Below are 24332 nucleotides of genomic sequence, written 5' to 3' on the forward strand. Positions count from 1 at the left end.
AAACACTGTCCCAGGTACTGACTTTATTACATAAGAGCTTCAGAGGTTTATCTATTCTAAGTCACTGAAATTAAAATTAAAATATGCATATCGGCTGACTTAATTTCGTGAGTTTATTTAACACGGCTACACGTGCATGAATTTCATTCACCTGGCTATCAAAGCACTTTGCCGTTAATTTATCGCCTAATAGCTTGATACAGGCTATCTGGGTTTCTATCAAGCTTCGCCAATGTTAACCTGACCACTTTTTCCAAATAGCTCTAGCTAGATGTTTGACTGTTTTTATAATTCGTTTCTCTCTAAATATCGTAAGCGTCCGCTGAATCCCATGCCTATTTTTTAATTTTGGTCGGATTTCCAGCGGTGTGGCAGTAATTCTTCTATTTGGGTGACTTTATGCGTCGGCAGCCTTTTCAGCACATCACTTAAATAGGCATACGGATCCAGTCCATTCAGCTTTGCTGACTGGATTAAAGTCATGATATTGGCAGCTCGTTGGCCGCTGCGCAGCGAGCCAGCAAACAGCCAGTTCTTACGTCCCAACGCCCAGGGGCGCATCTGATTTTCAATCCAGTTATTATCTATAGGCAAATTGCCATCATCCAGATAGTGGCAGAGTGCCTGCCAACGTTTTAGGCTGTAATTGATCGCCTTGGCAGTTGGAGAACTCGATGGCACCGCCAGATAATGTTGGTTGAGCCATTCATACAGTTGTTGCATCACCGGTTGGCTATGCTGTTGCCGGTATTCGCGGCGATGTTCTGCTGTACCATCGGTCTTTTTCCTGAGTTCTGCTTCTATGGCATACAGTTTCTGAATCAGCACTAATGCCTGTTCAGCGATCTGACTTTTCCCGGTCACATGCAGTTCATGGAATTTACGACGTGCATGTGCCATGCAGCCCACCTCAATGACCTGGCCTGATTTAAAGCGTGCTTTATAACCACTGTAATCATCACAGACCAGATGGCCCTGCCAGCCATTCAGGAACTCTTCAGCATGCTGACCTGAACGGCTATCCTGAAAGTCATAGATCACCGCTTGAACTGGATTGTACTGTGTGGTGGCATAGGCCCAGACATAACCTTTCTTCGGTTTTTTCTCATTCTCACCCATCCGCATGATGGTGACCGGCGTTTCATCGGCATGGATCACCCGCTGTTGCAACACCACCTGTTTTAAGGCATTAGCCAGAGGTTCCAGTTCCACACCGCAGCGACCAATCCAGTCAGATAAAGTGGATCTGGACAGATCAATGCCAGCCCGCTGATAGATCAGGCGCTGACGGTACAGCGGCAAATGATCGGCATACTTCGATACCAGCACATGGCTGAGCAATTCAGGTGAAGCAATGCCTTTATCAATCACATAGGCGGGCATCGCTTGCTGAGTCAGAGTGTCGCACTGATCACAGACCCATTTGCCACGGACATGCTGTTCCTTGTAGAACTGTGCCGGTCTGAAATGCAGTTTTTCACTGATATCTTCGCCGATACGACGTAACTGGCAGCCACAACTGCATTGGGTTGATGCAGGTTCATGCTCAATACGGATGGTGTGTAGATGATCTGGCAGCAGTCGACGTTTAGGTTTGTTGACTGTGGCTTTCTGTGTCGCTGCATCGGTTTTATCTGCATTTAATCGTTCTAATTCCAGATCAACGGCTGCGATATCTTCTTCGACCGCTTCGTCCCATAGATGGATTTGTTTTGCCGTTAAGTGTTCATTCTTTTGGGCGAATTTGTGCTGTTTAAATAGTGCGAGTTCATGCTCGTATTTTTGATTGAGAATAGAAAGATGCTGAACTTTGGCATCCAATTGCTGGTTTGATTTTTCTAATTCTTGATTTGATTGTGCCAGAGACTGATGCTGCATCGCCAACTGCCGGGTAAATTCCAGCAGTTGTTCATGGGTCAGTTGGCTTAAATCAGGCAGCATTTTCATGACTGCAGTATGCCTGAGGTCATGACGCAGAGGAAATAGAACGTTTGGAGAATAGCAGAATGTAGCAGCCTGGTTTAGAGCATTGTTACCACTTGCTGTCGTCCAATGCGCTGCCAGGGCAAACCCTGAATTAGTGCCTGTAACTGTTCTGGACTGAGAGCTACGTTTTCACCCTGGTGAACTTTAGCCCAGTGGAATTTTCCCTGTTCCAGCCGCCTGGCACACAGCCAGATGCCTAGTCCATCATGTACCAGCACTTTCATACGATGGCCACGTTTATTACAGAACAGGTAGGCGCAATGCGGTTTGATTGAGCCAAAGGCTTTCATAATCTGCGCCATGGCCGTATCCATACCCGCACGCATGTCCATGGGCTGGGTAGACAACCAGATTTCATCGATACGGATCATTTGATCAAGCCCTGAAGTAAAAGCAGTAATTCAGTTGCAGACCCCACCGGCCATTCGATTTCGATCATCTGATCCCTTACTGAACCTTGTTCATCATGTAATGGAATCCTAATATGAGCGGTAGCTTTCTTCTCTGGCACAGGTGGCGGAGGTGCTTCTTGTTTGACTGGCGTCGGGTGAAGAATGACGGGAAGGAAGTCGGTCTGTGGAATGGATGAGATTGTTAATGATGGAACCATTGATCTGGACTGACGAATCCATTTATGCAACAGATTGGCATTGATCTGATGTTGCATTGCGACCTTAGCCACCGATGTATCTGGCTGCTGGCATTGCTGAATAAGTTGATGTTTAAATTCAGCCGTGAAGGTTCGACGGGGCTTTTTTAGCGTTGGTGCAGTGTCTATAACTGTCTTTAAATCCATAAATAGGTGTCCACTTAAATTTTAGTGGACACTATCGCGGTATTAATGAGTTAGAAAAAGTGGGGCTCAGCGGACGCTTACTAAATATCCTGTTTTTTGATGTTTCCAAAATTTTGTATTTTTTAGAGGAATAACTGCATGTGTATCTTGATCTAAAATGACTTGTCGGCAGTGCTTGGTGTCATAAGCTTCATCTGTACAGATAGGATCAATTTGCTCATCCAATGAGATTTAATCAAGTAAATCTTCGAGTGCTTATTAATCATTTACATCATTTGTTATAAGCTGAACTGCACGTATTTGCAGCGCTTCAGCATCTATTATACCTATATGGAGTTCACGCTATTTTTGTCGATATTCAAGCTGATGCTTCTTACGCTCCCATTCCTTTCGCCTAGAAACTTCAAACCAGTAGATGGAGACCATCAAGATTTTTTTGATAAATAAAAAGCCCCCCAGTGGTAAGTTTTTGTAACAGGATCTTATTTAACTAAAAATCAGATGAATGTAAGACATATATAAAGTTATTGTTTAGTATACTTCGTTTAACTTATGTTCACCTGAAGTCTACTTCATTAATTAACGATTAGATAATCATCACTTATTACATTAACTTATTGCTTTTTTATAAATTAGAATTTATAGGTTCATTAACCTCCCTATAAAAAATTAATAACTTTTAGGATACTGCTCAAGATGCTTATTATTGACTAGTTCATTCTTAAATCTAAAAAAATTTAAAATTTAAAAGATTGAAAAAACAAAAATGCCAGCATCAAGCCAGCATTTTGAGATAAGTCAGTTATTTATCCAGCTATAGTTCCACCATCTTTACGAGTGATTACTACAGTTGCAGAGCGTGGCCGGGAAGTGGCAGACGAGTTAGTCTGTGATGCAGGCCAATGACTAGTGGGCTTATCATAACTTCGAGAATCTTCTCCAGGATGCTGTACATTAATGAAAATCGCTTTATAGTCTGGTGTCATGGTTACCCCCGTAATCTCGCAGCCTTTCGGACCTGTCAGGAAACGACGTAAAGTTTGATCTGAGACTTGAGCACCGACAATAGTTTCCTGACCAGAAGATGTGATTGTTCGAGTACCATCTCCAACCTTACCAGGTAAAGCAGCCAACATCATACAGTTGGTCGTATCTGTATAAGCACCATCATCAGTCTGAATCCAGAGTACACCACGAGGGTCAAACCACATCCCATCTGGTGAAGACAGATCATTATTATCATTCAAACCTGATAGATTAATATTTTGTGCCATTTTAGCTTCAGCACCAAATAGGTAAATATCCCATCTGAATGTGATGGCTGTGGTCGTATCCTTATCTTCATGTAAGCGGATAATATGACCATTTACATTACCTTTGCCACCCTCAGGATCGCTATAGTTACGTGGATTGGCTGCATCTAAGGCATGTGTAGTGCCGCGGTTAGAGTTATTAGTGAGCGTAACATAGACTTCTCCATTCTCAGGATTAACTGCAACCCATTCTGGACGATCCATTTTAGTAGCGCCTACGCTATCTGCTGCTAGACGAGCAAAGGTCACGACATCTGCTTGGGAATTAAAAGGATAGATATTGTTCAGCTCATTCAAACCATTAATACCATAACTCAGCTCAATCCATTGACCACTCCCGTCTGCATTGAATTTAGCAACATAAAGCTTGCCATGATCCATATATTTATCTCCGACTGCATAACCACCATTACGGTCGTTTTCACTCCATTTATAGTCAGAAACAAACTTATATATATATTCTCCACGTGAGTCATCGCCCATATAGAAAGCCAGGTTATCATCTTCACGAGCACGACTGGCACGACAGTCTTCATGCGCAAAACGTCCTAAGGCTGTACGCTTAACTGGATTTTGTCGGCTATCAAATGGATCAATTTCTACAATCCAGCCAAAAGTATTGGGGCCATTACGATAATCTTTGCTAGCATCACCGGCAGTAATATCTGCACTCCATCGATCATAAAGATCCTGAGGTTCAATTGTACCTATTGCAGATTCCCAGCCATAACGTGAGCTTGAACCTGCTTTTAAACCATAACGCTCCAAAGCGACCGTTTCTTGCGGTAAGCGATGAGCATCATCAGTTTTGCTACGGACAAAGTAACCAATAAAGTTTTCTTCAGTGGTGAGATAAGTACCCCATGGGGTATAGCCGTTGCCGCAGTTGTTATGCGTACCGCGTGTTAGTTTTCCACCTGGTGAAAAGCGTGTAGATAGAAGAGTAGATCCACTCGCAGGGCCTGAAAAGCTCATGACAGTTGAGGCAGTAATTCGACGGTTATAAATCGAATTTTTGACAATTTCTATTTTTTGATTGGAATTGTCTTTTTTGATATGAATGATTGAAACACCATGTGCATTTGTCTCACGAATGACTTCATCTTCAGGGCGGCGACCATCAACTTTGGTTGGACCTTGAGGATGTAAAAAAGTCGGATTGATATATTCATGGTTCATAACGAGTAGACCGTGCTCAGACACAGTCGGGTCATACCGGCCAGAAGTGATATTTAAGCCAAAAAAACTCATTCCATCATGGCAGTCGCCAGAGCGAAACTGAAAGCTTGGCCCATTCGGGATATTGTTGTCATCCCAGTCTGAATATGCAGGATTAATAGAATCTCCAAGTGCATACAGGACATTGGCTTCATAACCGTCTGGTACAGTGACGATATCATTCAAGTTTTTAGCAACTGGTGTAAAGTTCAGTTGCTCTGGTTTTGCATTTGGGTCAATAGCAGGCGGGTTTGGTACAGTCTCGGTTGGCGGCAGAGAAGAGCTATTATCGCTGTCCCCACATCCGGCCAGAGAGGATGCAAGGGCCAATGCTGCAGCCCCACTTGCAGTTTTGGCAATTAAAGCACGACGAGAAATGGATTGTTCTAAAATATCCCGAAAATGATGATTATCTGATGTATTATTATCCAATTCCTGATTTTCATCATAAGGTAAGTAATCTGTCATTATTTTATTCCCATAACTAAGGTCTGGTTGTTTTAAAGTCAGGAATAAATTAGCGGTTGAATATGACAGTCAGGTGAAGCTAATATTGCGGATTTATTAAATATAATATTGATTTATATATTAAAAATAAAAGCAGCTTAAGCTGCTCATAGAGTATTTTCTTCTTTTATGTTCTTTTTATTATTATTCAGTTATGTCCGGTCATCATTTTTCTATCCATTTTCCTGCCGCTAAGCCTAATTCAAATAACAGCCACATTGGAACAGCTAACATAATCATTGATAGGGCATCGGGTGGTGTCACAAACATGGCAATAAAAAAACATCCCACCACAATAAATCGTCTTTTTTCCACCAAGGTCTGTGTGCTGACAACACCAATTATAATAAGCAGGAGCGTGATAATAGGGATTTCAAAAGTAAATCCGAAAACTAAAAATAGTTTTAAACAAAAAGCCAGATAACTATTGATATCGGTCATCGGTGCAACAGTGTCAGGTGATACGCTGATAAAAAAATGAAGGATAGAAGGTAAAGCGATTAAATAGGCAAAAGCAATACCTGCATAAAACAGTACAATACTGCTGATTAATAGTGGTAAAGCTAACTTTTTTTCTTTTAGGTACAATGCTGGTCTAATGAAGGCCCAAAGTTGATACAAAATAAAAGGCATGGCGATAAGTAAAGCAATAAAGAAGTTCAACTTAAATGGAGCCATGAAAGTCGCAGTCACATCTGTTGCAATCATGCTAGAGCTTTCAGGTAACTGAGCGCGTAAAGGCTTTGATAAAAGCTGATAAGTTTGGCTTGCAAAAGGCAGTAAACATAAGAATAGTCCTAATAATACGCCCACAATTTTGAAAAGGTGCTTTCGCAGAATCACTAGATGCCTGGTAATTGGCATTTCTTCTAACGGGATTTGCCGGGTATCGTTGTTGGTTTGAGTCGAAGGCAAAATACTCATACGGCCACCTTTATATCAGCATAAATTTTTTCTTGTTTTGTCACTTTATTCAGCTGGATTGGCGGTAAATGAACAGGTGAAACTGATTCATTAATTAATTGGTAAGTCAGCTCATAGTTCAAAAGATGTTGTTCCGGATTTCTAATGATGGGCTGATGGATTACATTTATATTATCCATTTGTGCCTGCATTTTAATTTCTAATTCCTGAATACGTTTCAGCTCGCTTTGCATTTGTTCCCGTAGTTCCGATAGTCGCAATTCACGGTCAAGATCATTTTGTATATTGCCGGCGATCCTTTTGATTTTGGCTGACCATTTACCTATAAAACGTATCGCTTCAGGGAGTTTATCTGGTCCAAGAATGAGCAAGGCAATTGCCCCAAAGACCAACAGCTCAGTCATTCCAATATTGAGCATAGCAATACCTCAATTCTTGATTGAACTCTCACTGGCTTTAACTTTCGCATCAATCGTTCGAGGGTACTGAAGTTGAGCTGCCTCAGCTTCTTCTTCACGGACAGATTTCTTAAAGTCCTTGATTGCACCCCCTACATCTTTTCCTAGATTTTTTAGTTTAGAAGTACCAAACAGTAAGATCACTACAATTGCAAAAATTAGTACATGCCAGATGGATAACCCTGCCATATTTTATCCTCATTTAATCTTTTTAAATTTATTGGCTTATATCAACACTAACAAATGACAGAGCTATGAAGATTTGATGTCAATATAATGACAAGGGTAATCCGCCCATAAATAACCGAAGTTAAAAATAGAGATCAAGCAGCCATTAATTAGAGGTAGCCTTCGTCTGTTTGCTTGGTGTGGTCTTTCATGGTTGTAATGCCACAGCCAACTCGTTGCATAATCTTGCACTTCTTCCAGTGTTTCAAATAAATGCGTACTTAGACAGCTATAGCGTATAGTTGGATTATAATGTTCAATATACGCATTCTGCTGTAGCTTACCTGGTTGAATATATTCAATACGAATACCTTATTCAGTTCCCCAGCGCCCACATTCATGATTGATAAACTCCGGACTATTCTCAAACCGAATAACTAACGGATTTTCTCGCCACTCTAGCAACTGATTCAACGTACGAATAACCCGAATTGTTGGTAATGAGAATTCTGCTTCAATCGCTAAACCTTCTCGACGAGAATCATCAATTATATTCAATAGCCGACACAAAAAGTGCCCCAAATAGAAGAATTACTGCCACACCGCTGGAAACTTGAACGGAATTAAAAAATAGGTATGGGGTTCAGCGGATGCTTACAAAAAAGATGTCTACACAGACCTCTTTTTTATTTGGGCTTAATACGTGAAATTATTGCTGAGTGTCATCTTCATTCAGAATTTGCCCTGTGTGCTTTGGTGTGATTAAAGGTGCAGTCGGACGCGGTCCTGTGTATTGCAAACCGATACCCGCATAGACATCATCTGCTGCAACTTCGGTTTCAAAACGTTCCTTATCTCGTTCTCGGATTTCTTGGCTAATTTCTTCAACATTACTCTGGTCAACACCCAATTCTTCTAAAATGGCACCGCCAAATAGCATTGCCGACTCGAAGGTTTCTCGAATCATGTAATCCACATTTTGTTTTGCTAAATGCAGCGCATGCTCACGGTCATAAGAGCGAACCAGTAACTTGGTTAAAGGAAATTCATGTTGCACCAACTCTACAATCTTATTCGTCGTTTCTTTGTGGTCTACGCAAACAACAATTGCCTCAGCCGTATCTGCTCCCGAGGCATGTAAAATATCTAAACGAGAACCATCGCCATAGTAAATTTTAAATCCAAATCTTTCAGCGTTTTGAATCATGTCGATATCATTATCAATGATGGTCACATCAATCCCTCGAGCAAGCAGTAATTGACTGGAAACTTGTCCAAAACGACCGAAACCAATCATCAATACTTTTCCAGAAAGTCCTTCGGCAATACGGATATTTTCTAAAGAAGTTTGTTCTGTAGTTTGGGTAAAACGTTTAAATAAAAAGCCAATAATCGGGGTCAAAATCATCGATAAGACTACAATCGCAGTCAGGTTTGAGTGTTCAACAGCACTAATGACTTGAGCACTCATGGCGGCAGTAAAGAGTACAAAAGCAAACTCACCCCCTTGAGCCATCAGTAATGCGCGATCGAGTGCTTCGGAGTGTGAACTTTTGGTCATGCGTGCAATCAGGTAAATCATGGATGCTTTGACAAACATCAGCAGAAGTACAGCACTTAAGATTAACACCCAGTTATTTTTTACGACGTTAAGGTCTAGTGACATGCCTACACCTAGAAAAAATAATCCGAGCAATATGCCACGAAACGGTTCAATATCTGCTTCAATCTGATGGCGAAAAGTGGATTCGGAGAGTAATACCCCTGCAAGGAATGCCCCCATTGCCATCGATAAGCCAGTGACTTGCATCAGTAATGCTGCGCCGAGCACCACCAAGAGTGCTGCTGCAGTCATGACTTCACGGGCTTTGGCTGCAGCTAATAAGCGAAATAAAGGATTAAGCAACCAATAGCCTGCAGCGATTAAACCTGCAATTGAAATTAAACCAATTCCGATGCTCTGCAAACGCGTAGAAGTACTTTCAACAACATGATTCGGTGCGATAAAAGCGACAATGGCCAATAAAGGTACAATCAACAAGTCTTCAAACAGCAGAATCGAGACAATTTTTTGTCCTCGTGGTTGAGCAATGTCTCCACGATCTCCCAAAAGTTGCATTACAATTGCAGTTGAGGTGAGTACAAAGCCTGCAGCACACACAAAACTCACTTGCCAAGAATAGCCATAGACCAAGCCTACAGCCGTTAGCCCTAATGAACAGGCACTAATTTGTAATGTACCTAATCCAAAAATTTCTTTTCTTAAATTCCATAAATACAATGGACGCATTTCTAGTCCAATCACAAACAGATACATCACAATACCAAGCTCAGCGATATGCAAAATAGACACAGAATCGTAGAAAAATGCCAGTCCAAATGGACCAATAATTAATCCTGCAATTAAATATCCCAATACCGAGCTTAATCCTAGGCGCTTGATTAAGGGGACTGCGATCACTGCAGCCGTGAGCAATATGACAGGGGATAAAAGGCTGATAGATGTGGCTTCTGCACTCATATATTTCTCAGATTTTGTATTGGGGCTGTTGACATTGCAAGTATAGAATTTACCCGATAAAGGTAGCCAAATATATATATACAGGCTTCAAGCTAATGCAACTGCAGAGCCTGTAAATAATTTTGTGTAATTGCTTTTCATAAATTTAAAGATGATCACTTAGAACCTATCCAGAATATTTTCTATGCAAAAGGGCTTTGTTGCACAAAGATTTAAAAGACAGCACCTGCTTATCTGAACAGAACTCAAGTGACAACTTGGTTATGAGGACGACCTAATTCTGTAAATCTGTTTAATACTGCTATGCGTGCATGAATCTCATTGACCTGACTAGGAAAACTCCTTGCTGTTAATTTATCGCCTAATCATTTGATGCAATGCATCTTGGTTTCGACCAAACTTCGACGATGATAACCAGACCATTTTTTCCAAAGCATTCTTCCTAAACGTTTCACTGTTTTTAATAATTCATTCCGCTCTAAAGATCTCAATTTCCGATCTTTCCATGGTTTTGCATTTTTTCTTGGTGGAATGACCGCATGTGCATCTCGATCTAAAATGACTTGTCTGCAGTACTTCGTATCATAAGCACCGTCGGTATAGACCGAATCAATTCGTTCGTCTAAAGGAATTTGAGCAAGTAAATCATCGAGTACTTGTGAATCGCTCACATTATTTGTAGTAAGCTGTACAGCACGTATTTGAAGGGTTTCAGCATCTATAGCAATATAGAGCTTACGCCATTGGCGACGATATTCAGGTCCATGTTTCTTACGTTTCCATTCACCTTCACCTAGAAACTTCAAACCAGTTGAGTCTACGAGTAGATGTAGCCCATCGCTACTTTTTTGATAGCTAATCGCAATATCAATATGTTTTTGTCTTCGACAAAGCGTGCTGTACGAATATCGCTGATATTCGGAGCAGCTCATTTACACAGTTTAATCAAACTTTGAACAAAACCTGTGACCATGCGTAAAGAGAGTCTGAATAGAGATTTGATCATTAAACAGCATTGAATAGCGGTATCGGAGTAAGTTTGATTTCGACCTTGCTTGCCTTCCTTGTGGTTGTGCATACCACTGAGTGTTTGGATCAAACCAAATGGAAATATTACCTCGGTTAATAAGGGCACGATTGTAGAAAGACCAGTTAGTTGTACGATAGATTTTAGGAGCAGGTTTATTCATATTGAAATTATAGGACTGAATAATCTTTCTAGGCTAGGTTTATGCAACAAAGCCCTTTAGAGTTGAAGTAACAAATCAAATTTAAATCAGATTTGAAAAATAATTACGGTAGTTGCTGTCCTGTGGTAATAATTCTAATAAACGCTGTACAGCATCAATACGATCATGTGTTTGCCCAATAATCCGTAATAATTGATCGGTATCCTTTATTTGATAAATCAACTGGCTTAAACGGGCATCAAAACAATGTCTCCAAGTACTGAGTAAAGGGCTTTCTGATTTAGATAAAAAGCTACCTTTATATAGCGAGAATGTACTCGAAATAAGATTTGCATTTAATGATTGTTCAGCACGTAAAAAATCACATTGGACTTCACAGGTAAGCCTATAAATGCGAGCCTCAATTGAATGAGGTAATAGGCTACGAAGTTGTGAAAGCTCAGCCTTTAAGGTTTTTAGGCTGACATTACGCTCACCATAAAGGGCATAGTGTAACTCTTCTAAACCAATGCCGTAAGGATACAAAGCTAAAATGCAAAGTATTTCAATTTGACGGTGAGTCAAGTTCAAAGTATGCCCATTAAATTGAACCCAGGGCGAACCTAGCGCTTTAATGTATAAAAAATTTTTCTGTTCAAATTTTATTGCTCGCTGTATTAAGTCTGCACAGCGTTCCACAGCAAGAATGCCTAGAGGGGTATGTTTTTTATATTTTGTGGAAAGATTGATAATGCCATGAAATTGACCTGAAGTCGGATCCCAGATAGGTGCTGCATAACAGACCCAATCACGAACGCTGTCCATTTGGTTTTCATGAGAATATACACAACTTGATGTTTGACTATTTAATGTCATACCAATCGCATTGGTCCCAACCGCCTGCGTTGACCAATGGCCACCTTCAATAAAATGTACCTGTTCAGCAGAAGAAAGCATCGCGGAACTACTCCAGGTCCATAACAGAGTACCATGGTGATCTGTAAGACCAATTGCCATATCGGAATCATTAGCAATTCTTAATAAATCGGCATAATTATGCTGAATAGAGCGGCGGAATAGGGAAGTCTGATCTTCTTGAGGCAAAGCCAAAACGGGTGCAGCCTGAACAATATGCTGATTAATTAAATGTGTTGTTTGCAGCTTTTTTGCTAGTGCTGTATTGAACAGGTTCATATCATATTCCTTTATGATTAGACTGTAATATCTTTAAACTTCAGAAATCAATTTCCAGATCTATACTCATTCAATCTTTTCTTACGTGTACCAAATCATTTTTCTTGGATTCGTTAAATAACCTTTTTTGGGTTTTACCAGCCTTTTAGCTACTTTAAAAGTGTTGTTATGGACTGGAAATGACTATTTTTATCTGAAGTGTTAATAAAAGTAACCATTATGTTGATAAATAGGATCCTTTAAATCATGAAAATGTCATTCACGCACGTAGGGCACAGGTACAGCCTCACCATAATACTGGCGGTCAGCAAAATAACTCGATCGCACTAATGGTGCACTCCAAATATTCTTAAACTCTAAGTGCCCTCCATGAGTTTGATAATGTTTAAACTCTTGCAATGTAACAAAACGATGAATTGGCGCATGTGATTTGGATGGCTGTAGGTATTGGCCGATTGTGACATAATCAATTTGATAATCTTTCAAATCATTTAATAACGCAATAACCTCAGCTTCAATCTCTCCTAAACCCACCATCAAACCACATTTCGTTGGGATATCAGGGCAGTAGTGTTTAAATTTCTTAAGTAAATTCAATGAATGCTGATAGTCAGCGCCTGGTCGCATGGCTTTATACAGGCGTGGCACGGTTTCAATATTGTGATTAAAGACATCAGGTGGATTTTTGCTCAAAATTTTAAGTGCAATATCTGCGCGACCACGAAAATCAGGAACCAAAACTTCAATCAAAGTGCCTGGACTAGTTTGACGAATTTCTCGAATGCAATCTGCAAAATGCTGTGCACCGCCATCTTTTAAATCATCTCGGTCAACGGAAGTAATCACAACATACTTTAAGTTTAGATTCTTCACTGTTTCAGCCAAATGCAGTGGCTCGTTGATATCTAAGGCATTAGGACGGCCATGCGAGACATCACAGAATGGACAGCGTCGAGTACAGATATCACCCATAATCATGAATGTTGCTGTTCCACTACCGAAACATTGCGGCAAGTTAGGACAAGCCGCTTCTTCGCAAACGGTATGTAGTTTTTGTTGTCTTAATAAATCCTTAATGATTTGGACTTCCTCAGGTTGACTAATTTTAGTCCGGATCCATTCTGGCTTTTTCGGTATCGTTTCCGTTGGAACAACTTTAATTGGAATACGCGCCATTTTTTTAGCGCCACGTAGCTTCTTTCCAGTTAATACTGGGTTATTTAAATCCATTTCAAACACTCCGTCGTTTAAAATAATTAATATTGAGCCTGATATTAAATAAGCTGATTTAAATGCGTTAATAATATTAAAACAGGGCAAAAAACTTATCATATAAAACAAAGGTTGGTTAAAGGTTTGTTTTTGTATATAGCTGAATAATATTAAAAAATTTACAAATTTTTTAATATTATAAACCACTGTTTTTAATGTTTATCTTATGTTTTTATGCATTATATTTTTTTAGTCTAATATGAAATTAAATAAAAATATTCTTATATAAATATACGATTTAAAAATCCAGTTATTCAATTTGGGATTTTCTTTTAAGCGTAGTTAATAAGGAATAAATATATGCAATTAACGGAAGAGCAATTGCTAGCAGCATACAAAAGAATGCGCGACATTCGTGAATTTGAGGATCGACTTCACGATGAAAACAATACAGGTGATATCCCAGGTTTCATCCATCTTTATAGCGGTGAGGAAGCTGTTGCCGTAGGGATCTGTGAAAATTTAACAGATAAGGACTTCATTACCTCAACACATCGTGGTCACGGACATTGTATTGCAAAGGGCTGTGACATTCACGCCATGATGCTAGAAATTTTTGGCAAAGATGATGGTTTGTGTCGTGGTAAAGGTGGCTCAATGCACATTGCGGACTTAGATAAAGGCATGCTCGGTGCAAACGGTATTGTGGGTGGTGGTCCACCTTTGGCTATTGGGGCAGCTTTAAGTGCTAAAACACTCAAAAATGGTGGGATTGGTCTATCTTTTACCGGTGATGGCGGTTCAAATCAGGGCTTAACTTTTGAAGCCATTAATATGGCTGTTGTTTTAAAGCTTCCTGTCATTTTTGTTTTTGAAAATAACGGTTTTGGTGAAGGTACTGCACATGATTATGCCGTAGGCAGTAAAGATATTGCAGGCCGAGCAGCAGGTTTTGGCTTACCCGCTGAAAAAGTAGATGGAACAGATTTTTTTGCTGTGTATGAAGTTGCACAAAAGGCTATTGAACGTGCCCGCCGTGGTGAAGGTCCGAGTGTGATTGAAACGGTAACCAACCGATTTTATGGACATTTTGAAGGTGATCCAGGGCTTATCCGTTCTAAAGAAGAACTGGATTATGTCAAAGAACATAAGGATCCATTGAAAATATTCCGCGAAAAAGTCAAAGACAAAATTGACGAAGCCAAGCTCGATGCGATTGACGCTCAGTCTAAAGCCAATGTAGACGATGCTGTTGCAAAAGCACGCGCAGCTAAGTACCCAGAAGCCTCTCAGTTACTTACTGATGTTTACGTCTCTTACTAAAGGAATAGTAGAACAATGCCAAATAAAAGTTATCGAAACGCAATTAAAGAAGCAATTGAATTAGAAATGCACCGAGACCCAAGTGTCATTGTGGTCGGTGAAGATGTTCGTGGTGGGCATGGTGGCAAAAATACCGATGACAATAAACTGGAAGGTTTTGGCGGTGTACTTGGTGTAACCAAAGGCTTATGGACTGAATTTGGTTCTGAACGAGTCATTGATACTCCAATTACAGAATCAGCGATTATTGGTATGGCGGCAGGTGCTGCTGCAACGGGTTTAAGACCTGTGGCAGATTTAATGTTTATGGATTTTTACGGCGTGTGTTATGACATGCTGTATAACCAAGCAGCTAAATTTCGCTACATGTTTGGCGGCAAAGCCAAAGCGCCACTCGTTGTACGAGGCATGATCGGTGCAGGTTTTTCTGCCGCAGCACAGCATTCTCAGTCGCCATATAACGTGTTTGCCTCAGTACCTGGCTTAAAAGTGGTGGTGCCTTCGAGCGCCTATGATGTGAAAGGGTTATTGATTCAAGCCATTCGAGATGATGACCCAGTAGTCTTTTGTGAACACAAGTTATTGTACGACATTAAGGGCGAAGTACCAGATGAGGCCTACACTATTCCTTTTGGTGTCGCAAATTACACACGTGAAGGTACTGATATCACCATTATTGCCTTAAGCCTGATGGTGCATCGTGCCAATGAAGTTGCTGACAAGCTCGCAAAAGAAGGCATTTCGGTTGAAGTGGTTGACCCTCGAACCATTTCTCCATTAGACGAAGATGGCATTTTAGAGTCAGTGGCTTCAACAGGTCGCGTAGTTATTGTGGATGAATCAGCAGCGCGTTGTGGTTTCGGACATGATGTGGCTGCCCTCATTGCACAGAAGGGCTTTCATTATCTTAAAGCACCAATCGAGTTAGTCACTCCACCACACTCACCCGTACCATTTTCACCAGTACTAGAAAAAGAATGGTTACCTAGTGTAGAACGCATCGAACAGGCTGTACGCAAGACGTTGGAGGCTTAGGATGAGCGAAATTAAAACTTTAGAAATCCCAAAATGGGGTTTGTCCATGGAAGAGGGTACGATTGCCCAATGGCTGATTCAGGAAGGTACCCAATTTAGTAAAGGACAGGAAATTTGTGAAATTGAAACCACAAAAATCGTCAATGTATTGGAAGCACCTTTTGATGGCCTGCTACGAAAAATTATTGCTAACGATGGTGACACACTGGTCGTAGGTGGAATCATTGCAATCTGTGCAGACGCTCAAGTTTCTGATGCAGAAGTTGAAGCATTTGCACAGTCTTTAGGTGGAACACCTGCTGTAACTGAAAATAAAGCGGTAGCAGCGGTTCCTGAAAAAGTCGATGTGGCTCAAGTTGAAACCAAAGTACAAGCTGCTCCTAAACAGAACAGTGTTGGTAATGGATCAAAAGCGGTGACTCAGGGCGGATATTCTATTCCTGATGAGTTACAAGGCTACCAACAAAGCGATGATATTTTTGCAACGCCACATGCCTTGAAATTGGCTGAAAAGCATAATGTAAACTTGGCTCAGATTACAGGTTCTGGACGTGAAGGCCGTATCAGTGTTCAAGATATTCAGGCCGCAGTTCAAGCTGCTGGTGGTTCTTGGCCAGATGTACGTCATCAAGCCAGCACGAAAGCCGCAAAATCTAAAGCAGATGATAGTGATGTTCTAGCAACACCTGTTGCTCGCCGTTTGGCAAAACAATGGGGTATTAATTTGCATGATTGTCGTGCATCGGGTTCACGTGGACGAGTCTGTAAGGAAGATGTTGAAGCTGTATATCAACGTGAAAACCCTGTACAAGCTCAACATACTGAGTACGCGCATCCAACAGAGTCAGCAAAATTCACCACCGTAGCTATGAATGGTATGCGTAAAGCAATCGCTGCACGCCTACAAGCGGCAAAACGCAATGCACCACATTTTCGCTTAACGATAGACTTAAATGTTGAGTCGGTTCAGGCTTTGCGTCAGCAAATTAACAGTACTGTACCGCAAGTCAAACTGTCCATTAACGATATGCTGATTAAAGCTGCTGCTGCTGCACTGATTAAAGTTCCACAAGTTAATGTTCAGTTTGATGAAGAGAATCAGCAGATTTTACAGTTTGAACAAGCTGATATTTCGGTTGCTGTGGCCATCGAAAATGGACTGATCACACCAATCATTAAAGCAGCGAACCGTAAATCTTTGGCGCAAATTTCCAATGATATGCGTGATCTGGCAACACGTGCCAAAACTGGAAAATTAGCACCTGATGAGTTTCAAGGCGGTAGTTTCAGTATTTCCAATTTGGGAATGCTGGGTATTCAACAATTTGATGCCATTATTAACCCACCTCAAGGTGCAATTCTGGCCTTAGGTATAGCAGAGAAACGTGCTGTCGTTGAAAATGATGAGATTGTTGTTCGTGAAATGGTGACCGCAACATTGTCTTGTGATCATCGTGTCATTGATGGTGCGTTGGGTGCTCAATTCCTATCGGTATTGAAGCAGTTTGTCGAAAATCCTGCATTAATTTTGGTGTAGGAGGAATAGTCATGTCAGATACACAATTTGATCTTGTGGTTATTGGTGCTGGTCCTGGAGGATATGTCGCTGCGATTCGCGCAGCGCAACTGGGATTAAAAACGGCAATCGTTGAAAAACAACACTTAGGTGGAGTATGTCTTAATTGGGGATGTATTCCAACCAAGGCATTATTGAGCGGGGCTGTGCTTGCGCAGCAGTTCAAACATGCAGGGCAGTTTGGCTTTACGCTTAACGCGATTGGTTTTGATATTCAAACACTGGTCCATCATAGCAGAAAGGTTTCTGAGCAACTGGTGCAAGGTATCGGTCAATTATTGAAAAAAAATCAAATCACTGTTTTTAACGCAGCAGCCCAGTTTATTGCCAAAGAGCAATTAGAGCTTACAGATGCGAATGGTCAAAAACAGCAGATTTCTGCACCGCATATTATTGTCGCAACAGGTGCACGTGCGGCCAATTTGCCTCATATTCCTGTAGATGGCCATCAGGTCTGGAGTTATAAAGAGGCTTTAGTTCCAGAACAACTACCAAAATCTTTACTGGTCATTGGTTCGGGTGCTATAGGCAGTGAGTTTGCAAGCCTATACCAAGACTTAGGCTGCCAAGTCACCTTGGTTGATATTGCAAAGCAGATTCTTCCTAGCGAAGACATTGAAGTTGCGAAGTATGTACAAAAGCAATTTGAACAGCAGGGTATGCAGGTTTTAACTGAAGCAACGGTAAAAAAAATAGAAACTGATCAGGCTCAAGTACATTGTCATATTGAAACTGCCACAGGTGTACAAATCATTACTGTTGAAAAGGTGCTTTCAGCTATTGGCGTGAAACCGAATGCGGAAAATCTTGGCCTAGACGATTTGGGTGTTGAATTTGAAAATGGTTTTATCAAAGTTGACTCATGGTGTAAAACCAATGTCGTGGGCATTTATGCAATTGGTGATGTCGCAGGCGCACCGTGTTTGGCACACAAAGCCAGTCATGAAGCCATTCTTTGTGTGGAGAAAATTGCAGGCCTAAGTCATGTACATGCTTTAGATCGTACACAAATTCCGGGCTGTATCTTTACCCATCCGCAAGTGGCCAGTATTGGTTTGACAGAACAGAAAGCGAAAGCTGCGGGCTTGAATATCAATGTGGGTAAGTTTCCCTTACAAGCCAATGGTAAAGCATTAGCTTTGGGCAATAGCGCAGGATTTGTTAAAACCATTTTTAGTCAGGAAACGGGTGAATTGTTGGGTGCTCACATGGTTGGACATGAAGTCACCGAACACATTCAAGGTTTTGCTATAGCAAAATACCTAGAAGCTACGGATGAAAGCTTAGCACAGGTCATTTTCCCTCATCCTACTTTATCTGAGGCGATGCATGAGTCGGTATTGTCGGCAATGCAACGTGCAATTCATATTTAAGGAATCGCAACATGCCTAGAGGTTTAAACAATAAAGTTGCATTAATTACGGGTGCAGCACAAGGAATTGGACGTGGTATTGCCTTACGTTTGGCACAAGAAGGTGTTCATATTGCATTGGTCGATCTTCATCAAGAAAAGTTAAATACTGTTCAACAAGAGATCGAAGCCTTTGGCGTAAAAGCCACCACATTTATTGCAGATATTTCAGATCCAATACAAGTCAGTCATGCAATTGATCATGCAGAATCGACACTTAATGGCTTTGATATCATGATCAATAATGCAGGGATTGCACAAGTTAAAGCGTTGGCAGAAGTAACGCCGAGTGAATTTAACAAAATCATGAACATCAATGTCGGTGGTGTACTTTGGGGGATTCAAGCCGCAGCAAATAAATTTAAACAACGCCAACAGGCTGGAAAAATTATTAATGCCTGCTCAATCGCAGGTCATGAGGGTTTTGCTCTCCTCGGTGTTTATTCAGCAACTAAATTTGCAGTTCGTGCATTGACACAAGCTGCAGCTAAAGAATATGCCAGTGCTGACATTACTGTAAATAGTTATTGTCCGGGTGTTGTTGGTACAGATATGTGGGTCGAAATAGATCAGCGTTTCTCTGAAATTACAGGCGCACCAGTTGGTCAAACGTATAAAAAATATGTAGATGGCATTGCTTTAGGACGTGCTGAAACACCAGATGACGTGGCTGCATTAGTTGCATTTTTAGCCAGCGAGGATGCAAACTACATTACAGGGCAGTCTATTTTGACAGATGGTGGAATGGTGTACCGTTAATATCAACATAAGGAATACATAATGAAAGCAGCTCGCTTTTATGACCGAGGGGATATTCGGATTGAAGATATTCCTGAACCGAAAGTAGTTCCAGGCACAGTTGGAATTCAAGTTGCATGGTGCGGTATTTGCGGTACAGATTTACATGAATTCATGGAAGGCCCTATTTTTATTCCACCTTGTGGTCATCCACATCCAATTTCAGGAGAATCTGCACCTGTAACAATGGGACATGAATTTTCAGGCGTAGTTTATGCAGTTGGTGAGGGAGTAGATGATATTCAAATTGGGCAACATGTCGTAGTTGAACCCTACATTATTGCGGATGATGTACCGACTGGGCCGAATGATAAATATCATTTATCAAAAAATATGAACTTTATTGGTTTAGGCGGACGCGGCGGCGGTCTTTCTGAAAAAATTGCGGTTCAGCGCCGTTGGGTACATCCTATCTCAAATGATATTCCCTTAGACCAAGCAGCATTGATAGAACCTTTGTCCGTTGGTCATCATGCCTATGTACGAAGTGGTGCAAAAGCTGGTGATATCGCACTGGTTGGTGGAGCAGGCCCAATAGGTTTACTCTTATCAGCCATTTTAAAGGCTAAAGGTCTCACGGTGATCATCACTGAACTGAGTGCAAAACGTAAAGAAAAAGCGATAGAAGCGGGCGTTGCAGGTTATGTACTAGACCCATCACAAGTTGATGTAGTTGCCGAAGTAATGAAAATTACGGAAGACCACGGTGTTGATGTCGCTTTTGAATGTAGTAGTGTTAATAAAGTCATGGATACACTGGTGACGGCGATAAAACCAACAGGGGTAGTCGTCATTGTTTCTATTTGGAGCCATCCTGCCACAATTAATGTGCATAGTGTGGTCATGAAAGAGCTCGATATTCGTGGCACGATTGCTTATGTCAATGACCATCAGGAAACCATCCGTTTAGTCGAGCAAGGTAAGATTAATCTGGAACCTTTTATTACCCAACGTATTGCATTAGATGATCTTGTTTCTAAAGGCTTTGAAACATTGATTCATAATAATGAGTCTGCTGTAAAAATTATTGTTCATCCGTAGTAACGCCTAATTTCAAAGACAAATTTGAATAAGCTAGAGATAAACTCTATGTAGCTATTTTTAATATTTATAGCGATAGGAAATGAGTCTGTATTTACAAACTCATTCTCATAATAGTGATTGGAAAACTCTATTTTTTAAGAAGAAATTGACAACACATAATGTATAATTTAATTTATATCAATATTAATGAATTTAATACCGAAATTCGTCTACTTAACTTATGTTTACCTAAAGTCTAGTTCATCAATTAAATAGTTAATATTTCATTAATAACCAATGAATTACAAGATAATTTATTTGAATGTAAAAAACTTGATTCATGAACTTGTGAATTTTGACCATTTTAGAATACATATAGCTAAACGATTCCTATTGGTAGATAAACTCAATGCTAGAAATTTTATAGTCAAGCCCAATAGATTTATGCACCTTGCGCAGTAGTACTACTCATGTCTTAAATAAGTTTACAGAATTAGGCCGACCTCACACCCAAGTTGTCACTTAAATTTAAGTAATTTACGAAAATTCTATTTTAAGTCTTTATGCAACAAAGCCGGTTTATTTACGAATAGGAAATGTCTACAGAATCTATTTTATTTATGCAACTTCACTAAAATACTCTTTATACCCTTATAATTTCTGTATTAAAAAGATATACGAAGAGAATCACGGATGGCGACAACGATCGCAAAATCAGGCTCCACAAACTTAGCCAATATCATTTACCAACAAATCAAAGACGATATTTTTAGTTTTCAACTTAAACCAGGACAACGCTTCACTGAAACGGATATTGCTGAAAAATATCAAGTGAGTCGCACGCCTATTCGTCAAGTCCTCTATCGTTTAGAGCAAGAAGGTTATGTGAATGTGCATTTTCGCAGTGGTTGGGAAATTAAACCCTTAGACTTTAATTTCTATCAAGAGTTGTTTGATTTACGCATGATCTTGGAAAAAGAGGCAGTCAAACGCTTATGTATGCTGGATCATGAACAGTCGTTAGAACTACAAAAGCTCAAACAACTCTGGTTGGTCGAACCAAGAGCCTATAATCAGAACATTAAAGAATTGGTATTACAAAGTGAAGATTTTCACTGTGCTTTAGTGCGGGCTGCAGGGAACAACCAAATTGCGAAGATCCATCACGAGATCAGCGAGAAGATTCGAATTGTACTGAGTTTGGGTGCCATGCGTGAATTTGATATTCAACATGCCTATGAAGATCACGGGGCAATTTTACGACGTATTCTAAATCGTGATGCTGAGGGTGCAATTCATCTCGCTGAACATCATGTCCTGCATAGTATCGAAGATGTAAAAAATATTACCTTGCATATGATTTCTAATCTTTAATTAAAACTTATAAATAGATGAATTTGAATGCCAATTCCCGAAGTTGGCATTTTTTTTGCCTGTAATACCACCATCTTGTATACAAGAGTGTATTCAACTCTAAGCTGATGCTTATTTGAATATATATGCTTATATTTGGTGCACAAATCAAATGAATAATGCACCAAAAGTATTCTAATTTTATTTATGCATTTTTTTTGTGCATAAAGCCGAGGGTGGTTGTAGTGAGTTTGCGTTTAGTTGTATTGATGAGTGGTGTTGGCGTGAGTACGTTAGTGATGGCTGATGAGGTGAATCGTTTAGATACCATCACCGTGACTGCAACGGGCACAACCGAATCAGAATCCTCATCCAAATCAATCACTAAATTTCAGCATGAATTATTGGATGTCCCATTTAATAAAACACATTTAGCTGAAGACATTTTAAAACAGCAGGATATTCAACGGATTGATCAAGCATTGAATTTGGTCAGTGGGGTATCGAACAATAATAGCTATGGCGGTGGTTTTTGGGATAATTATTCATTCCGTGGTTTTGAAGGTAATCCAAATACAGGCGTGGAATATATCCGCAATGGCCTAAGTGTGAACCGTGGCATATCTGCACCACGTGATATGGTCAATATTGCATCTTTGGATTTTTTAAAGGGGCCAAATGCGGCTCTGTATGGAAGGGGTGAAATTGGCGGTGCATTAAACGTCACCACAAAAAAACCAAGCTGGCAAAGTGCGACAGCACTTAATCTACGTGCTTCAAGTCAAGAAGAATATCGCATTAGTGCTGAACATACTGCACCGATTACTGAACAAGTGGCGTATCGCTTAGGAATTGCCGTAGAGGATAATCAATCCTTCCGTGATCATGTTAGCTCAGAACGGTTATTTGTTGCACCACAACTCACTTGGAAAATCTCACCAGACACACAACTTGATCTGGATACTGAATTTAGTCAGCATCTTGGCACCTTTGATCGTGGGCTGACTGCGGTCAATAATCAAATCACCATGGACAAGCACACCTTTACCGGTGAACCGCATGATGGTGATATGCGTGTCAAAGACAATTTATATCAACTGCGTTTAGCACATCGCTTCAATGATACTTGGAAAATGAATGGTGCACTCAGTTATAAAGATGCACAAATGGTCGGTTTTTCCACTGAACCACGTAAGATTCAAGCCGATTTACGCACTTTAGAACGCCAACGTCGCTATCGTGACTATCAGACCGAAGATGTGATGGCGCAGGTCGAGGCTTTAGGACAGTTCGAAACGCAAGCTTTGGTACATGAGTTGGTCCTTGGTCTTGAAGCGGGTCGTTTTCACTTTATGCAACAGCAGTACCGTCTGAATCATTCTGCGAGCAACCCGAATTGGATCGATATTTATCGTCCAGTCTATGGGCAGTTTAGTCCTGATATGCCACTGCATACCAACAGTGATGAGAACCAGCGTTATGTTGCGGTAAATGTTCAAGACCAAATGTTCTTCAATGATCAATGGAATCTACTCATGGGATTACGTTGGGATCGTGTTGAGCAAGATTTTCAGAATCACATGAAAGGCTTAGAGGATCAAACCACGCATGCGCAATTGAGCCCACGCATCGGGATTAACTACCGTCCAAGTGCAACATGGTCTCTCTATGCCAATTATGGCGAAGCCTTTTCCATGAACAATGGCATGAGTCGAACTTTAGAAACCTTTGAACCTGAAACAGCCAAAAGCTATGAAGTGGGTGCCAAATGGCAATGCTCAGATACCGATGCTTTGAGCTTGGCGTGGTTTGATATGCGTAAAAACAATGTGTTGATGACCGATGCCATCGATCCTAACTATGAGGCGGCGGTAGGTGAAATTTCAAGCCGTGGGATTGAATTCGATCTGAGCGTTCAATTGCATGATCAACTTAAGCTTTCTGCTAATTACGCATGGGTCAATGCTGAGGTAAGTAAGGATGAGCTGATTTCGAGTGGTGCGCCTCTGACTAATGTACCAGAACATTCTGCCAATCTAAATGTAGCGTATGACCCTTGGCAAAATGCAGGCCTGATGGCGAATCTCAGTTATGTCGGCTCACGCAGTGGCGACAGTCCAAGCAATGTCATGAATGGTTTCCGTTTACCAGCCTATCAGGTGGTGGATGTTGGCGCTTATTACCAAGCCAATCCACAACTGCGTTATCAGTTGAATATTCACAACCTATTTAATGAACACTATTACCGTTCGAGTTACAGCCATTTATGGGTGCAGACGGGTGAGCCAATCAAGGCATCAATGTCTGTGCAATGGGCATTCTAATGCGCAGCCATATCTTTATTTTG

Annotated in this window: 18 protein-coding genes and 4 pseudogenes; 8 read left to right on the top strand and 14 right to left on the bottom strand. The window is 40.7% G+C overall.

Going from position 1 to position 24332, the window contains the following annotated elements:
• Window positions 1-76: 76 nt before the first annotated feature.
• The 14 genes and pseudogenes from FOC32_RS00300 to lipA form a co-directional block, all read right to left on the bottom strand.
• Window positions 77-306, bottom strand: a pseudogene (locus tag FOC32_RS00300) (IS5/IS1182 family transposase); the annotation flags it as partial.
• A gap of 36 nt (window positions 307-342) precedes the next feature.
• Window positions 343-1947: an IS66 family transposase gene (gene tnpC, locus FOC32_RS00305; protein ID WP_175965973.1), complete on the bottom strand. Its 1605-nt coding sequence runs from the start codon at window positions 1945-1947 to the stop codon at window positions 343-345.
• A gap of 74 nt (window positions 1948-2021) precedes the next feature.
• Window positions 2022-2357, bottom strand: coding sequence for an IS66 family insertion sequence element accessory protein TnpB (gene tnpB / locus FOC32_RS00310; RefSeq protein WP_004783682.1), 336 nt, complete (start codon window positions 2355-2357; stop codon window positions 2022-2024).
• Complete coding sequence (tnpA, locus tag FOC32_RS00315) at window positions 2354-2782, bottom strand: IS66-like element accessory protein TnpA (RefSeq protein ID WP_175965975.1); 429 nt, start codon at window positions 2780-2782, stop codon at window positions 2354-2356. Before tnpA ends, tnpB begins: the two co-directional genes overlap by 4 nt.
• A gap of 93 nt (window positions 2783-2875) precedes the next feature.
• Window positions 2876-3198 (bottom strand): annotated as a pseudogene (locus FOC32_RS00320) (transposase); the annotation flags it as partial.
• A gap of 390 nt (window positions 3199-3588) precedes the next feature.
• A complete protein-coding gene (locus FOC32_RS00325; RefSeq protein WP_004812202.1) occupies window positions 3589-5781 on the bottom strand; it encodes a PhoX family protein in 2193 nt (730 codons plus the stop codon).
• Window positions 5782-5985: 204 nt separating this feature from the next.
• Complete coding sequence (gene tatC, locus FOC32_RS00330; protein WP_004812200.1) at window positions 5986-6744, bottom strand: twin-arginine translocase subunit TatC; 759 nt, start codon at window positions 6742-6744, stop codon at window positions 5986-5988.
• Window positions 6741-7163, bottom strand: coding sequence for a Sec-independent protein translocase protein TatB (tatB, locus tag FOC32_RS00335; RefSeq protein WP_004812198.1), 423 nt, complete (start codon window positions 7161-7163; stop codon window positions 6741-6743). Before tatB ends, tatC begins: the two co-directional genes overlap by 4 nt.
• Before the next feature lie 9 nt (window positions 7164-7172).
• A complete protein-coding gene (locus FOC32_RS00340; RefSeq protein WP_004812196.1) occupies window positions 7173-7391 on the bottom strand; it encodes a Sec-independent protein translocase subunit TatA in 219 nt (72 codons plus the stop codon).
• A gap of 147 nt (window positions 7392-7538) precedes the next feature.
• Window positions 7539-7934, bottom strand: a pseudogene (locus FOC32_RS00345) (integrase core domain-containing protein); the annotation flags it as partial.
• Window positions 7935-8079: 145 nt separating this feature from the next.
• Window positions 8080-9891, bottom strand: a complete 1812-nt coding sequence (locus FOC32_RS00350) for a monovalent cation:proton antiporter-2 (CPA2) family protein (RefSeq protein ID WP_004812195.1) — start codon at window positions 9889-9891, stop codon at window positions 8080-8082.
• A 245-nt stretch (window positions 9892-10136) separates the two neighbouring features.
• Window positions 10137-11081, bottom strand: a pseudogene (locus FOC32_RS00355) (IS5 family transposase).
• A gap of 81 nt (window positions 11082-11162) precedes the next feature.
• Window positions 11163-12254: a hypothetical protein gene (locus tag FOC32_RS00360; RefSeq protein ID WP_004812193.1), complete on the bottom strand. Its 1092-nt coding sequence runs from the start codon at window positions 12252-12254 to the stop codon at window positions 11163-11165.
• A gap of 255 nt (window positions 12255-12509) precedes the next feature.
• Window positions 12510-13484, bottom strand: coding sequence for a lipoyl synthase (gene lipA / locus FOC32_RS00365; RefSeq protein WP_004812191.1), 975 nt, complete (start codon window positions 13482-13484; stop codon window positions 12510-12512).
• A 342-nt stretch (window positions 13485-13826) separates the two neighbouring features.
• On the opposite strand from lipA, the gene FOC32_RS00370 reads away from it, so the two are divergent.
• The 8 genes from FOC32_RS00370 to FOC32_RS00405 all read left to right on the top strand — a co-directional run bounded on the left by FOC32_RS00370 (window position 13827) and on the right by FOC32_RS00405 (window position 24309).
• Window positions 13827-14789: a thiamine pyrophosphate-dependent dehydrogenase E1 component subunit alpha gene (locus tag FOC32_RS00370; RefSeq protein WP_004812189.1), complete on the top strand. Its 963-nt coding sequence runs from the start codon at window positions 13827-13829 to the stop codon at window positions 14787-14789.
• A gap of 15 nt (window positions 14790-14804) precedes the next feature.
• Window positions 14805-15824 (top strand): alpha-ketoacid dehydrogenase subunit beta, encoded by a 1020-nt coding sequence (locus FOC32_RS00375; RefSeq protein ID WP_004812188.1) that lies wholly within the window; start codon window positions 14805-14807, stop codon window positions 15822-15824.
• A gap of 1 nt (window position 15825) precedes the next feature.
• Entirely contained in the window at window positions 15826-17361 is a 1536-nt protein-coding gene (locus FOC32_RS00380) for a 2-oxo acid dehydrogenase subunit E2 (RefSeq protein ID WP_004812185.1), read from the top strand.
• Between the two features lie 11 nt (window positions 17362-17372).
• Window positions 17373-18773: a dihydrolipoyl dehydrogenase gene (lpdA, locus tag FOC32_RS00385; protein ID WP_004812184.1), complete on the top strand. Its 1401-nt coding sequence runs from the start codon at window positions 17373-17375 to the stop codon at window positions 18771-18773.
• Window positions 18774-18784: 11 nt separating this feature from the next.
• Window positions 18785-19570: an acetoin reductase gene (locus FOC32_RS00390; protein ID WP_004812183.1), complete on the top strand. Its 786-nt coding sequence runs from the start codon at window positions 18785-18787 to the stop codon at window positions 19568-19570.
• A gap of 21 nt (window positions 19571-19591) precedes the next feature.
• On the top strand, window positions 19592-20650 hold the full coding sequence (locus FOC32_RS00395) for a 2,3-butanediol dehydrogenase (RefSeq protein WP_004812180.1): 1059 nt from the start codon (window positions 19592-19594) through the stop codon (window positions 20648-20650).
• Between the two features lie 675 nt (window positions 20651-21325).
• Window positions 21326-22006 carry a GntR family transcriptional regulator gene (locus FOC32_RS00400; RefSeq protein WP_004812178.1) on the top strand — a complete coding sequence of 227 codons (681 nt, stop codon included), beginning with the start codon at window positions 21326-21328 and terminating at the stop codon, window positions 22004-22006.
• A gap of 248 nt (window positions 22007-22254) precedes the next feature.
• Complete coding sequence (locus FOC32_RS00405; protein ID WP_034424463.1) at window positions 22255-24309, top strand: TonB-dependent receptor; 2055 nt, start codon at window positions 22255-22257, stop codon at window positions 24307-24309.
• Window positions 24310-24332: the final 23 nt, after the last annotated feature.

This window comes from Acinetobacter sp. FDAARGOS_724 (genome assembly GCF_013364475.1).
GTDB classification, from domain to species: domain Bacteria; phylum Pseudomonadota; class Gammaproteobacteria; order Pseudomonadales; family Moraxellaceae; genus Acinetobacter; species Acinetobacter variabilis.

Excerpts from the sequence above, each read along its gene's own strand:
- FOC32_RS00360 (WP_004812193.1), bottom strand. The coding sequence starts at position 12,254 with ATGAACCTGTTCAATACAGCACTAGCAAAAAAGCTGCAAACAACACAT.
- tnpC (WP_175965973.1), bottom strand. The coding sequence starts at position 1,947 with ATGAAAATGCTGCCTGATTTAAGCCAACTGACCCATGAACAACTGCTG.
- lipA (WP_004812191.1), bottom strand. The coding sequence starts at position 13,484 with ATGGATTTAAATAACCCAGTATTAACTGGAAAGAAGCTACGTGGCGCT.
- FOC32_RS00350 (WP_004812195.1), bottom strand. The coding sequence starts at position 9,891 with ATGAGTGCAGAAGCCACATCTATCAGCCTTTTATCCCCTGTCATATTG.
- tnpA (WP_175965975.1), bottom strand. The coding sequence starts at position 2,782 with ATGGATTTAAAGACAGTTATAGACACTGCACCAACGCTAAAAAAGCCC.
- FOC32_RS00340 (WP_004812196.1), bottom strand. The coding sequence starts at position 7,391 with ATGGCAGGGTTATCCATCTGGCATGTACTAATTTTTGCAATTGTAGTG.
- lpdA (WP_004812184.1), top strand. The coding sequence starts at position 17,373 with ATGTCAGATACACAATTTGATCTTGTGGTTATTGGTGCTGGTCCTGGA.
- FOC32_RS00395 (WP_004812180.1), top strand. The coding sequence starts at position 19,592 with ATGAAAGCAGCTCGCTTTTATGACCGAGGGGATATTCGGATTGAAGAT.
- FOC32_RS00375 (WP_004812188.1), top strand. The coding sequence starts at position 14,805 with ATGCCAAATAAAAGTTATCGAAACGCAATTAAAGAAGCAATTGAATTA.
- FOC32_RS00400 (WP_004812178.1), top strand. The coding sequence starts at position 21,326 with ATGGCGACAACGATCGCAAAATCAGGCTCCACAAACTTAGCCAATATC.
- tnpB (WP_004783682.1), bottom strand. The coding sequence starts at position 2,357 with ATGATCCGTATCGATGAAATCTGGTTGTCTACCCAGCCCATGGACATG.
- FOC32_RS00405 (WP_034424463.1), top strand. The coding sequence starts at position 22,255 with ATGAGTGGTGTTGGCGTGAGTACGTTAGTGATGGCTGATGAGGTGAAT.
- tatC (WP_004812200.1), bottom strand. The coding sequence starts at position 6,744 with ATGAGTATTTTGCCTTCGACTCAAACCAACAACGATACCCGGCAAATC.
- FOC32_RS00370 (WP_004812189.1), top strand. The coding sequence starts at position 13,827 with ATGCAATTAACGGAAGAGCAATTGCTAGCAGCATACAAAAGAATGCGC.
- FOC32_RS00390 (WP_004812183.1), top strand. The coding sequence starts at position 18,785 with ATGCCTAGAGGTTTAAACAATAAAGTTGCATTAATTACGGGTGCAGCA.
- tatB (WP_004812198.1), bottom strand. The coding sequence starts at position 7,163 with ATGCTCAATATTGGAATGACTGAGCTGTTGGTCTTTGGGGCAATTGCC.
- FOC32_RS00325 (WP_004812202.1), bottom strand. The coding sequence starts at position 5,781 with ATGACAGATTACTTACCTTATGATGAAAATCAGGAATTGGATAATAAT.
- FOC32_RS00380 (WP_004812185.1), top strand. The coding sequence starts at position 15,826 with ATGAGCGAAATTAAAACTTTAGAAATCCCAAAATGGGGTTTGTCCATG.